The sequence below is a fragment of the Paenibacillus sp. FSL K6-1230 genome, from assembly GCF_038002385.1.
Lineage (GTDB): Bacteria > Bacillota > Bacilli > Paenibacillales > Paenibacillaceae > Paenibacillus > Paenibacillus massiliensis.
Map to the genome: position 1 here is coordinate 3,095,062 of NZ_JBBOCK010000001.1, position 12,885 is coordinate 3,107,946.

At 53.6% G+C, this 12,885-nt stretch carries 10 protein-coding genes; 9 read left to right on the forward strand and 1 reads right to left on the reverse strand.

Translation table 11 applies throughout. From position 1 onward, the window contains the following. Positions 1 to 31 precede the first annotated feature (31 nt). The 9 genes from fdhF to hydG all read left to right on the forward strand — a co-directional run bounded on the left by fdhF (position 32) and on the right by hydG (position 11,833). Complete coding sequence (fdhF, locus tag MKX74_RS13400) at positions 32 to 2,176, forward strand: formate dehydrogenase subunit alpha (protein WP_341178727.1); 2,145 nt, start codon at positions 32 to 34, stop codon at positions 2,174 to 2,176. Further along, entirely contained in the window at positions 2,173 to 2,856 is a 684-nt protein-coding gene (locus MKX74_RS13405) for a 4Fe-4S dicluster domain-containing protein (protein WP_341178728.1), read from the forward strand. Before fdhF ends, MKX74_RS13405 begins: the two co-directional genes overlap by 4 nt. Before the next feature lie 86 nt (positions 2,857 to 2,942). Further along, positions 2,943 to 4,370: a [FeFe] hydrogenase, group A gene (locus tag MKX74_RS13410; protein ID WP_341178729.1), complete on the forward strand. Its 1,428-nt coding sequence runs from the start codon at positions 2,943 to 2,945 to the stop codon at positions 4,368 to 4,370. Further along, entirely contained in the window at positions 4,367 to 4,948 is a 582-nt protein-coding gene (locus tag MKX74_RS13415) for a 4Fe-4S dicluster domain-containing protein (protein ID WP_341178730.1), read from the forward strand. Before MKX74_RS13410 ends, MKX74_RS13415 begins: the two co-directional genes overlap by 4 nt. Positions 4,949 to 4,995: 47 nt before the next feature. Continuing rightward, positions 4,996 to 6,198 carry a GTP 3',8-cyclase MoaA gene (moaA, locus tag MKX74_RS13420; RefSeq protein ID WP_341178731.1) on the forward strand — a complete coding sequence of 401 codons (1,203 nt, stop codon included), beginning with the start codon at positions 4,996 to 4,998 and terminating at the stop codon, positions 6,196 to 6,198. Between the two features lie 21 nt (positions 6,199 to 6,219). Further along, positions 6,220 to 7,725: an aspartate ammonia-lyase gene (locus tag MKX74_RS13425; protein WP_341178732.1), complete on the forward strand. Its 1,506-nt coding sequence runs from the start codon at positions 6,220 to 6,222 to the stop codon at positions 7,723 to 7,725. A 5-nt stretch (positions 7,726 to 7,730) separates the two neighbouring features. Continuing rightward, positions 7,731 to 9,005, forward strand: coding sequence for a [FeFe] hydrogenase H-cluster maturation GTPase HydF (hydF, locus tag MKX74_RS13430; RefSeq protein ID WP_341180575.1), 1,275 nt, complete (start codon positions 7,731 to 7,733; stop codon positions 9,003 to 9,005). Between the two features lie 195 nt (positions 9,006 to 9,200). Beyond that, on the forward strand, positions 9,201 to 10,292 hold the full coding sequence (gene hydE, locus MKX74_RS13435) for a [FeFe] hydrogenase H-cluster radical SAM maturase HydE (protein ID WP_341178733.1): 1,092 nt from the start codon (positions 9,201 to 9,203) through the stop codon (positions 10,290 to 10,292). Positions 10,293 to 10,417: 125 nt separating this feature from the next. Next, positions 10,418 to 11,833: a [FeFe] hydrogenase H-cluster radical SAM maturase HydG gene (gene hydG / locus MKX74_RS13440; protein ID WP_341178734.1), complete on the forward strand. Its 1,416-nt coding sequence runs from the start codon at positions 10,418 to 10,420 to the stop codon at positions 11,831 to 11,833. Between the two features lie 88 nt (positions 11,834 to 11,921). Here hydG and fdhD read toward each other — a convergent pair whose 3' ends face one another. Continuing rightward, on the reverse strand, positions 11,922 to 12,719 hold the full coding sequence (gene fdhD, locus MKX74_RS13445; protein WP_341178735.1) for a formate dehydrogenase accessory sulfurtransferase FdhD: 798 nt from the start codon (positions 12,717 to 12,719) through the stop codon (positions 11,922 to 11,924). Positions 12,720 to 12,885 lie beyond the last annotated feature (166 nt).

Genomic DNA, 12,885 nt, shown 5'->3' on the forward strand with positions numbered 1-12,885 from the left:
ATGTGTATAAATTCACAAGGAGGCCGATTTCATGGAAGAAAAGGTTCGCACAATATGTCCTTATTGCGGGAGTGGCTGCCAAATGTATTTGCGTGTCAAGGATGGACAGATTGTCGGAGCAGAAGCGGCGGATGGCCGTACAAATGAAGGGAACCTGTGTCTGAAGGGGCATTATGGCTGGGATTTCCTCCACGACCCGCAGCTGCTAACCTCGCGTCTACGTCACCCTATGATACGCAAGGAAGGGAAACTGACCGAGGTGGGTTGGGAGGAAGCTATTCAGTATACTGCAGCCAGACTGCTAGAGATTAAAGAGAAATACGGCGCGGACTCTATCATGGGGACAGGCTCCGCTAGAGGGCCTGGCAATGAGGCGAACTATGTAATGCAGAAATTCATGAGAGCGGTCATTGGCACGAACAATATTGATCATTGTGCGCGGGTATGTCACGGTCCGTCGGTCGCAGGTCTGACTTATTCTCTGGGGGATGGCGCGATGTCCAATTCGATTCCGGAGATTGAAGATGCGGATATGCTGCTGATCTTCGGCTATAATGCCCCGGCCACTCATCCCATCGTAGCCCGTCGGATCGTGAAGGCGAAGCAGAAAGGGGCCATGCTCGTAGTAGGTGACCCGCGTAAGACTGAATCCGCGCGCATTGCCGATCTCTGGCTTCCGCTCAAGGGCGGCACGAACATGGCATTGGTTAATGCTTTCGGACATGTGCTTATTGAGGAGAAGCTTTATGATGCAGATTTTGTAGCCCGTTATGTGGATGGGTTCGATGCATATCGCTCCAATGTAGAGAAGTATACGCCGGAGTATGCAGAGGCAATCACCGGGGTACGTGCAGCGGATATTCGTCAGGCGATGCGCAGCTATGCGCGGACAGACAAGGCAATGATTCTGTATGGCATGGGCGTATGCCAGTTCGCGCAGGCGGTAGACGTGGTCAAGGGCCTGGCCTCACTTGCACTGCTCACGGGACATTTTGGCAGACCCTCTGTGGGTATTGGACCTGTACGGGGTCAAAATAACGTACAAGGCTCTTGCGATATGGGCGCATTGCCGAATGTATATCCGGGCTATCAAGCAGTCACGGATGAGCAGGTACGACGTAAATTCGAGGAGGCGTGGGGAGTCGACTTGCCAGATAGACCAGGGTATCGGCTGACCGAGGTACCGCATCTCATTTTGAAGGAGCAGAAGCTCAAGGCCTATTACATTTTTGGCGAGGATCCTGTACAAAGCGATCCGAACGCTGCAGAACTGCGAGAAGCTCTGGATCAGCTCGAACTGGTCATTGTGCAGGATATATTTATGAACAAGACGGCTCTGCATGCGGATGTAATTCTGCCAGCGACCTCATGGGGAGAGCATGATGGAGTCTATTCCTCAGCGGACCGCGGCTTCCAGCGTATTCGTAAAGCGATTGAGCCCCCTGCCTCAGTCAAGCCTGATTGGCAGATTATTAGCGAGCTGGCCACGGCGATGGGATACCCGATGAATTACGGCAGCACCGAGGAGATCTGGGATGAAATGAGGGGGTTATGCCCAAGCTTTGCCGGAGCAAGCTACGCCAAGCTCGATGGACTTGCAGGTGTGCAGTGGCCTTGTCCGTCAGAGGAGCATCCTGGCACTCCTTATCTTTATAAGGGTCATAAGTTCACTACTCCGAACGGCAAAGGTCAGTTATTCGCATGTGAGTGGAGACCGCCGCTCGAGCAACCGGATCAGGAATATCCGCTTGTACTGTCGACGGTGCGCGAGGTAGGCCATTATTCGGTTCGGACGATGACAGGCAATTGCCGCGCGCTTAGTCTGCTGTCCGATGAGCCTGGTCGGGTGCAGATGAGCCGCGAGGATGCCGCTTCACTTGGCATTGAGGATGGTCAACTGGTACGTATCGTCTCACGTCGGGGACAGGTCATATCCAGGGCCCTGGTAACGGATCGTGTAGCCAAAGGAGCGACGTACATGACGTATCATTTCTGGATTGGGGCATGCAACGAGCTGACCGTAGATGAGCTGGACCCGGTATCCAAGACACCCGAGTTCAAATACTGCGCGATTCGGATTGAGGCGATCGCGGATCAGGATCAGGCCGAGGAGCAGGTACGCCGTCAATATCAGCTGCTCCGTGAGCAGATGCTGGTAGGGGAGAGCAGGGGATGAGTGCTGTAGAGCCCAATGCGCTGGTCATTGCCGAAGCGGATAGATGCATTGGCTGCAAGGCCTGTGAGCTGGCCTGCTTTGCAGTACATCACCGCCATAACGGGGTGCAGGCTGCAGTAGGAACGGTCACCATACCTGTTCTTCCCCGGCTGTATGTCATTCGTGAAGACAGCTTCACCATGCCAGTCCAGTGTCGTCATTGTGAGAATGCACCTTGTGCCGAGGTATGCCCGGTGCAAGCCATCCGTCAGACGGAAGGGATCATCGACATTTCAGCTGATGCATGTATTGGCTGTAAAGCCTGCTCACTCGCTTGTCCATTCGGTGCGATCAGTCTGTACAAGGCGTACAGTGCAGGTGTGGAGGTTAGGCAGGAAAAGCTGCGACAGCAAGAGGTGTATGAGCGACAGGAAAAGGGGGATAGGGGCAAGAGTATTTGCACTAAGACTAAAATGGTTGCCTATAAATGTGACCTGTGCCGGGAAGCTGATCTGAGCAGCTTCGAAGGGCATGAAGAGAAGGAGGAACTGAATGCACCCCCGAATGCGGTTCGCGATCGTGTGCCGGCTTGTGTCGCTGTCTGTCCGGTGAACGCCCTGAAACTGATCAAGCCAGGGGCATTGCCTTCACACCAGGCAGTTCCTGTACCTCTCTATGGTCGAACGAATCCGAGGCACTAAGAGCTCGTAAGGTATGGGCTTAATAAGCCTGTAAGCTTGAACAAGACATATATTCCATCAAAAAGAACCTTAAAGGGATGACTGCCATGTCAAATAGTGAGCTTTTTGTTCAAATTGATGCAGAGCTGTGTACAGGCTGCCGACGCTGCGCAACGGTCTGTCCGGTAAATGCCATTGTGGGGGAGTATGGTCAACCACAGGCGATTGATACAGACAGCTGCGTCCTTTGCGGTCAATGTGTGCAGATTTGTACCTCCTATACAGGTGAAAGCAACGAGGAAGAAAAGTACCTCGCTGCCCTGCGGGAACGGCGTGGACAACTGCCATCTGTACGTGAGCCGCTCTTCGCAGCCTACTCAACCGGACAGGTACTGAAGGTGAAGCAGGCGCTCAGAAGCGGGCAGCTGCACACGGTCGTGCAGTGCGCGCCAGCAATACGTGTATCGCTGGCGGAAGAATTCGGCTTGCCCTTCGGTACGCTTACTCCTGGGAAGATGGCAGCGGCACTGCGACGCCTGGGGTTCGACCGCATCTATGATACGAATTTTGGTGCAGATGTGACCATTATGGAGGAAGGAACGGAACTGATCGGACGTGTGATGGCGGGGGAGCGGCTGCCGATGTTCACTACCTGTTGCCCTGCCTGGGTCAAGCACGCAGAGACGGCGGCTCCTGATCTCCTGGAGCATCTGTCCAGTTGCAAGTCTCCTATGCAGATGGTAGGCGCATTAATCAAGACCTTCGGAGCGCAGCTTGATGGAATTGACCCGTCGCACATTTATAGTGTCGCGGTCATGCCATGTACATGCAAGGCGTTCGAGTGCAGCCGTGAGGAGATGGAGGTGGACGGACATCGTGAGGTGGACGTGGTCATTACGACCCGAGAGCTGGCTCAGTTGATCAAGGATGCTGGCATTGACTTCGAGCAATTGCCAGATGAGCCTTTTGATGCGCCACTTGGTCTGTACTCCGGTGCCGGTTCCATATTCGGTGTCACCGGAGGTGTGATGGAGGCCGCGATTCGCACCGGGTATGAGCTCATGACTGGGGAGAAGCTGATGGAGCTCCAGTTGGATTTTGTACGCGGTGAGGAGGGGATTCGGACAGCAGAGGTTCAGGTAGGCGAGCTATGCCTGCGAGTAGCAGTAGTAGCCGGTCTTCAGTACGTCCAGCCTGTGCTGGAACAGATCCGGGAGGGAACCTGCCCTTATCACTTCATTGAGGTGATGGCTTGTCCGGCAGGCTGTATCAGCGGGGGCGGTCAGCCGAAGCTGCTACTGGAGACACAGCGCAAGCAGGCATATCTGGCCAGGAAGAACGCAGTCTATCGCCATGATGCCCATCAACAGGTTCGCAAGTCACATGAGAATCCCGCCATTATTGAATTATATGCGCAATTTTTAGGGGAGCCGCTGGGACATGTATCTCATCATTTGCTGCATACTGTGTTCCGATCAAGAAAGCCATCGTCCTGTCCTCCCCTACAAGCAGGAAGGAGAGCTGAATCAAGATGAATAGCTTTGTCATTGCTGATCCCGAGCGCTGTATCGGCTGTCGCACATGCGAGGTGGCTTGTGCCACGGCCCATGCGGGGGAGGATATGCTGCTGCGTTCGGAGGAGCAGGTCCCCTTTTACCCCAGATTGAGAGTGATGGAGACGAATGAGATTACTGCACCTGTGCAGTGTCGCCACTGTGAGGATGCTCCATGTGCCAATGTCTGCCCTAATGGTTCCATCGTGAACCGGGGCCACAGCATTTACATCAATGAGAGCACTTGTATTGGTTGTAAAACCTGTATGCTGGTCTGCCCGTACGGAGCGATTACGATGATTCCCGCTTATAAGAGCGGCAGGAAGGAATACCAGGCAGGCCTGCGAATGAGCAACGGTGGAGGCTGGATGCCCAAGGAGCGGATGGTTGCAAGTAAATGTGATCTGTGTGAGGACAGCGGGCAGGGGCCAGAGTGTGTCCGGATCTGCCCGACACAGGCGCTGCAGCTAGTTCAGCACAAGGAGCTAGAGCAGGAGATTGCCTCCAAAAGATTGAACACGGCACGCACATTGCGGCAGTTCGGTGGTCTGATTCGGTAGGGGTGTGAATTTTTGCTAAAAGGCAGGTGAAGCAGATGCTCAATTCCTTGAAGGATTCCTTTGGTCGTGTACACACTTATGTACGTATCGCTGTGACAGAGCATTGCAACTTGTCCTGCCGCTATTGTAGGCCAGCGCTCAAGGACATGCTTGGTCGTGAACAACCGCTGAATACATCAACGGATGTACTTACGGATGATGACATTGTGTCTGTGGTGTCGGCTATGGCGGAGATGGGAGTCAAGAAGGTTCGGCTTACCGGCGGCGAGCCGCTGCTACGACCAGGATTGGCTGCACTAGCTGCCAGACTACGCGCTATTGACGGCATTCAGCGGCTTGGGGTGACGACGAATGGCATGCTGCTGGCTGCGCAAGCTTACTCACTGCGGGAAGCTGGGGTGACGGACATGAATATTAGTCTGGATTCTCTGCGACCCGCGACATTTGCGGCGATTACTGGAGCTGATGTCTTTGACCACGTATGGAGAGGGCTGGAGGCCAGCTTGGCCGCCGGCTTTGAGCGAGTGAAGCTGAACGTCGTGTATATGCGTGGAACGAATGACGATGAGGTGGAGGATTTTCTGCGGCTGACTCTAAAGAGACCGGTTGCCGTCCGCTTCATCGAATATATGCCCATCGGACGCAGCACGAAAGGCTGGGCCGACAGCTATAAGCCACTGACAGGTGTATTGGAGCTCTGTGAGAGAGTTGGCTGGAGGTATGAGGCCGTTGCTGAGGTCGGAAACCAGGCGAGCAGCAAGGCTGAAGGCTGTCTGGAGACGTTGGGCGGACCCGCGCGTTACTACCGAATCGACGGGGCGACTGGTTGCTTTGGCCTGATCTCGCCGATCAGCGAGCATTTCTGTGCTGCCTGTAATCGCTTGCGATTGACGGCGGACGGCTGTATCAAGTCCTGTCTCTATTGGAATGAAGAATCTGACATCAAGCCGTATCTTGGAAATCACTTCGAGCTGAAGCTGGCCCTGCAAAGGGCGCTGGGCCTCAAGCCGCTTCGCCATGACATGGGAGCCTCAGCAATGTCCTGCAGGACCTCAGATCATTCCGCACATTCCATGTACTCTGGCTGTCCATCACATTCTACCTGCTCCACCTGCACAGCAGATGCAGTGAAGCTAGGGCAATCAGCACAAACGGAACAGTACCTGTCGGTGCTACCAAGACTGCAGGATGAGCCACAGCATGGGAGGCAAAAAGGGACAGCTCGGCAAATGTCGCAGATTGGAGGATGAAGATAGGAGGATGATGTAAGGATGAAGCAGACGAAGCATCTAGACGCTGTGGAGCATTCGGCTCCCTCGTGTAAGCACAGGCAGGCCTTTCGACAGGAGCAGGATGCGCTAGGCTCTTTGCCTATTCCAGCTGAGGCCTATTATGGCGTCCATACCATGCGGGCGAAGATGAATTTTGCAGTCAGCTCGCGGCCAGTGAACCTAAGACTCATACGAGCCGTGGTTCTTGTGAAGAAGGCAGCTGCCCGTGTGAATGGCAGAAGTGGCGAATTGCCTGTCGATAAGGCAAGAGCTATTGAGCTGGCTTGCAATGACATATTGGCTGGTGAACTGGAGGAGCAATTTGTTGTGGATGCTTATCAAGGGGGCGCGGGGACAAGCACGAACATGAATGTGAACGAAGTGGTAGCGAACCGCGCGTTGGAGCACATGGACGAGCAAAAGGGCGACTACCACATCGTTCATGCCATCGATGATGTGAATCGCTACCAATCTACGAATGACGTCTATCCGACTGGCCTTCGTATAGCCTTGATTCCGCTGGTAAGGGAGCTGGCGGAGGCGATGGCGTGCTTGCAAGCCATCTTCCAGCTCAAGGAGCAGGAGTATGCAGAGGTACTTCGATTGGGCCGCACTCAATTGATGGATGCCTTGCCCATTCTGGCAGGGCAGACCTTCGGGGCTTATGCGAAGGCAGTTGCCAGGGACCGCTGGCGGCTCTATAAGGTGGAGGAGCGGCTGAGAGAAATTCATATCGGAGGTACAGCGGTAGGTACGGGTATGAATGCTCCGTTTGCTTATGCATATGCCATGGCAGACGAACTGCGCGAGCTGACAGGGCTTGGCCTGTGCAGATGCGATTATCCGATGGATCCGACGCAAAATATGGACATCTTCGTAGAAGTATCGGGTCTGCTAAAGGCTGCGGCCGTGAATCTTCTTAAAATCTCTAATGACTGCCGACTGCTGTCGTCTGGACCAGCTGGTGGAATAGGTGAATATGTCCTTCCTCCAGTACAGGCAGGCTCCTCACTCATGCCGGGCAAGGTAAATCCGGTGATGGCTGAAATGCTGGGCTGCGTAGCGATGCGCGTAATCGCAAACGACACGGCAGTGACGCTGGCCGCGTCACACGGTCAACTGGAGCTGAATGCGTTCATTCCGCTGTTAGCGGAGGCGTTGCTGGAATCGCTGGAGCTGCTCATCCACGCCGTCCCCTTGTTCCAGGAGCGTTGTATTGCAGGCTTGACACTGGATGAAGAGCGCTGCCAAGAGCATCTGGAGCGTTCTGGTGTACTGGCGGCAGCCACAGTGGCGTACCTCGGCTATGATGCAGCCGCGGACTTGCACAGGGTAGCTGCCTCGTCAGGTCGACCCTTGGAGCAACTGCTGCTGGAGCGAGGGCTAATGACACCCGAGCAGATCCGTCAGGTGCTGAGCCCCTACGCTGTGACGAGCCCTGGCATTCCTGGGCATTCAAGAGAGAATAACGAACCGGTCTGCGGGACGAAGGAGGGAACGATGTGAATCGCTTGAGCATGAATCACACGCCGCGTGGCCAGCGACCGCATATTGCCGTGTTCGGGCGTTGTAATGCGGGGAAATCAAGCCTGATTAATGCGATCTGTGGGCACACAGCAGCGATCGTATCCCCGGTAAGCGGCACGACGACGGACCCGGTCTATCAAGCCATGGAGCTGCTCCCGGCCGGTCCGGTCGTGTTCATTGATACCGCGGGACTGGATGATCACAGTGTGCTCGGCAATGAACGTTCACGTGTCGCACTAAGCATATTGCAAAAGACGGATATGGCGCTGTTGGTCATTGATCCAGAGTATGGTATCGATATGCTGGAGCGTGATCTTATGGACAGGTTGAAGGCAACAGTCCCTCACATCATGCTAATCATAAATAAGCTAGATCGTATAGATGATGGGCCAGCGGATATACAACAGTACTGCGATCGCATCGCGCGGGAGTTGGGGGCAAGCTCCGAGCTGGAGCTGCACGCGGTAAGCAGCCTCACACATAGCGGCATTGTCAAGCTGAAGCAGGCGATGGCTGTCAGACTGGCAGCTCAGGAGGAGGAGCGCTTTCGGCTCGTAGGCGATCTGTTGCAGCCAGGAGAGCTGGCGGTGCTCGTCGTTCCGATTGACAAGGCTGCACCGAAGGGACGGCTGATATTGCCACAGCAGCAGGTAATCCGTGACATTTTGGAATGTGATGCCACGGCTGTAGTGACCAAGGAGCATGAGCTCGCACATACACTGGCTTCATTAGGTCGCAGGCCCAGTCTCGTCATTACGGACTCTCAGGTATTCATGAAGGCCACTGCGGATACGCCCTTGGACGTGCCGCTCACATCGTTCTCGATCCTGTTCGCCAGAGCCAAGGGGCATCTGCCGCAGCTCGTCAAGGGTGTACGCTCGATTAGCACCCTGAAGGAAGGGGATCGGGTCCTGGTTGCCGAGGCTTGCACTCACCACCGTCAATGCGATGATATCGGTACGGTGAAGATCCCTCGCTGGCTGCGGGAGCGGAGCGGCAAGAAGCTATGTATTGAGCACGCCTCAGGCGGCGAATTGCCCCCATCGCTGGACTCCTTTGCCCTCATTATCCACTGTGGTGCATGCATGCTGAATCGCCAGGCTATGCTGCATCGCCTGGCTGCGGCAGCAGCTGCCGGGGTACCCATCGTGAATTACGGGATGTTCATCGCCTATGTGCAGGGAGTGTTCCCGCGAGCGATTGATATGTTCCCTGAGGCGCGATTGGCCTGGGATGAGACCGTGTTCAATCCTCAATAATACACTGGATACGATACTAGAAGTCTCGATGGAAAGGTAGATCAGACATAGCAGCGATCGTAAGGGTTCTTTTGTTTGGAGCTTTGCTTGGGAGCTTAGTTTGGGGCTTTGCTCGGAGCGAAGTTGCGCACCATAGTTCTTTGGGATCGTTTGCGTACACACCTTAATCAAAGGATGCAATAGGCTGCTGTAGGAATGGAGGGAGGCCCAACGAATAACCTCATAAGCAAACTTGGCAGTCAAGGTACACTAAGCAGATTCGAGCTGATTTCGCTGATCGACTCTCTTGATGAGTCTGTACATCAGCATTTACGGCGTACGGCACACCGTGTACGTGTATCTATGTATGGCAATAGCGTATATGTGCGTGGGCTGATCGAATTCTCGAATATTTGCAAGCAAAACTGCCTGTATTGTGGACTACGTTCAGGCAATAAGCAGCTGAGCCGTTACCGTCTGTCGCTTCAGGAAATCATAAAATGCTGCGATGAGGGCTATAGGCTCGGCTACCGAACCTTCGTCCTGCAAAGCGGTGAAGATGCTTGGTATACAACTGACAGACTAGCCGAGTTGATACGCTGCATCAAGCACTCCTATCCAGACACAGCCGTCACGCTCTCCATCGGTGAGAGAAGCGATGAATGCTATGCACGGTTGTATGAGGCAGGAGCTGATCGATTCTTGCTGCGCCATGAGACGGCATCGCGTGCGTTATACGATGCTCTGCACCCGACCATGCAGTTCGAGCAGCGGCGAGAGCGGCTGCAGGCTCTTCAAAGCATCGGCTATCAGATCGGGGCAGGCTTCATGGTCGGCCTGCCGGGACAGACTTCAGCCGACTTGGCGCAGGACCTGCTGTATGTACAGGAGCTGCAGCCGGATATGATCGGGATTGGCCCTTTTTTGCCACATGAAGCAACCCCGCTCAGGGATCAGCCCCCAGGTACAGTGGAGCGTACCCTTGATATGATTGCACTGGCCCGACTGCTAGTTCCGCAGGCATTGATTCCGGCTACGACGGCAATGGGCACGGCCCACCCGCAGGGACGGGAGTTGGCACTACTGGCAGGTGCCAATGTCGTCATGCCGAATCTATCACCGATGTCCGTGCGCGATAAATACATGCTCTATAACAACAAAATCTGCACGGGAGACGAATCAGCACAATGCCGCTTCTGTCTGGAGCGGCGCATTGAAGCAGTTGGACTTTATATGGATATGGGACGCGGTGATAGTCTGAAATACCTGGACCGAAGTGGACAGCCTAGCGCTCCACTCATTCCATAAAAGAACAAGATGATGACGAAGGGCCCAGCACAAATTAGCACAGTACACGCGATGTAACAACGTGCACTTGACGGAAGACCACTCCAAGTATTACACATCCATTTTATAGAAAGAAGTGAATTGCTGTGAGCAAGCTGAATGAGCATCGCCCGGCAGATTTTATTCAGGATGAGGACATAATTGCCGCCCTTCGCTATGGCGCCGAGGCGGTGCAGGACCGTGCATTGGTGGAGGATATACTGGACAGGGCTGGCGCATGCAAGGGGCTCAGCTCTATGGAAGCAGCTGTGCTACTGCATGTGGAGGATGCGGAGACACTGGAACGGCTGTTCCTGGTGTCTAGACAGATTAAGGAACGAATTTACGGCAACCGAATCGTACTCTTTGCTCCGCTATATATAAGCAATTACTGTGTCAACAATTGTGTCTATTGCGGCTATAAGCATTCTAATTCGGATTTGGAGCGCTGTCGCCTGAGTGCCGACAATATCGCGGAGGAAGTCCGGGTATTGCAAGCCCTTGGTCACAAACGACTTGTGCTGGAGGCTGGCGAGGATGAGCGCTACTGCTCCATAGACTATGTGCTCGATTGCATACGTACCATCTATGAGACGAGGCTGGATAACGGTCAAATCCGTCGCGTCAACATCAATATTGCTGCCACGACGGAGGAGAATTATCGCCGTTTGGCTGCAGCAGGGATCGGGACGTATATCCTTTTCCAGGAGACCTACCATCGGCCCAGCTATCGCCATTATCATCCCAATGGTCCGAAGCGGGATTATGATTGGCATACGACCGCCATGGATCGAGCCATGCGCGCGGGTATAGATGATGTCGGTATCGGTGTTCTGTACGGTCTGTATGATCACAAATACGATACGATCGCCATGCTGAAGCATGCGGAGCATCTGGAGGAGGCATTCGGCTGCGGCCCTCATACGATCTCCGTTCCTCGCCTGCGTCCGGCTGAAAATGTTAATCTGGATAACTATCCATATCTCGTCAATGATCATGAATTTGCCAAGATCGTGGCTGTTCTGCGTTTGTCCGTCCCTTATACAGGTATGATTTTGTCCACACGCGAAGACACTGGCTTCCGTGATCGGATTATTCAGCTAGGCATTTCACAGATTAGCGCTGGCTCTGCCACAGGCGTAGGGGGCTACAGCGTCAACAAAGACAAGGAACAGGTATCGCAGTTCACGCTTGGCGACCACCGATCACCACTCGAGATCGTCAAGGCGCTATGCAGGGATGGTTACGTTCCTAGCTACTGCACAGCCTGCTACCGCGAGGGCCGTACTGGGGACCGTTTCATGCAACTGGCCAAGTCTGGACAGATCCATAATGTATGTCAGCCAAATTCGCTGATGACGCTGCTGGAATATTTGCTCGATTACGCGGATGAGGAGATGAAGGAGCTGGGAGAGCAGATTATTCGGGACAATCTTGAGAGTATTCCTAAGGAAGGAGTAAGAAAGGCCACCATGAGGCAGCTGGAACGAATTCGAAGCGGTGAGCGGGATTTGCGATTCTAGCGAATTATATATGAAAAGCAAATAGAAAGGAGGCCCCAACAGTCGCATTTATGTGTTGTTAGGGGCCTTTTAGGTTTTCAATTGACTGCTAATCAGCTATAATTCGCTCGGGATGACTGTATACATTGCAGACATCTGCTCGGATGAAGCCGACTGCGGTTATACCCAGCTCATCAGCCAGATCGATCGCAAGACTGGTCGGAGCGGATTTGGACAGGACGATTTCCGCTCCGAGCTTAGAGGCCTTCAACAATATTTCTGAAGAGATTCTTCCACTGAGTACGATTGTGTTGTGCTCGGGGGGAATTCCTTGTCGCAGATAGTGTCCCAGTATCTTGTCCAGTGCATTATGACGCCCAATATCACTGCGGGTCAGAAATACGTCCTTATGGCTGCACAATGCTGCAGTATGAACGCCTCCGGTGTGCTGGAACAGCTCGGTTCCCGACATTACCGTATTCATCAAGCGGAAGCAATCAGCATAGCTCAATTCAATAGGTTCGCCATGGGTATGCTTGGCTGTGCGTGCATCATTGACGTACACGAAGCTGTGACGCCCCGAGCCACAGCAGGAGGTGACGTACCGCTTGGCGAACAGCTGGCGATGCAGGGGATTCCAGCGTTTCGTCGTGACATGCACGAAGCCTTCTTCCTCCTGGGTCCAAATATGCTGGATATCCTGCATATGGCGTATAATTCCCTCGGAGGCGAGATAGCCGATAACCATATCCTCGATGAACTCTGGCGTACAGACGAGAGTTACGAATTCCTCACCATTGATCTTAATCGTTACTGGATGCTCCATAGCGACACTGTCCTCTACATGACTTAGAAGTCCCTGGCAAAATCGGATGATGTGCCGTGCTTGCTCAGGCTGCGTATTCATTATGCTCCTCCTTCCAATTAAATGAGAATGTGTAATAATAGTTTTAATTGTAATTAATTAGTAGAATGCATATGTTAAATACACCACTTTGCCGTCGCTCTGTCAATGAGGGATGTTATAGAGGCATAATGTAAAAAAACCAACCAGCAAACTAGTCTCATTTGCG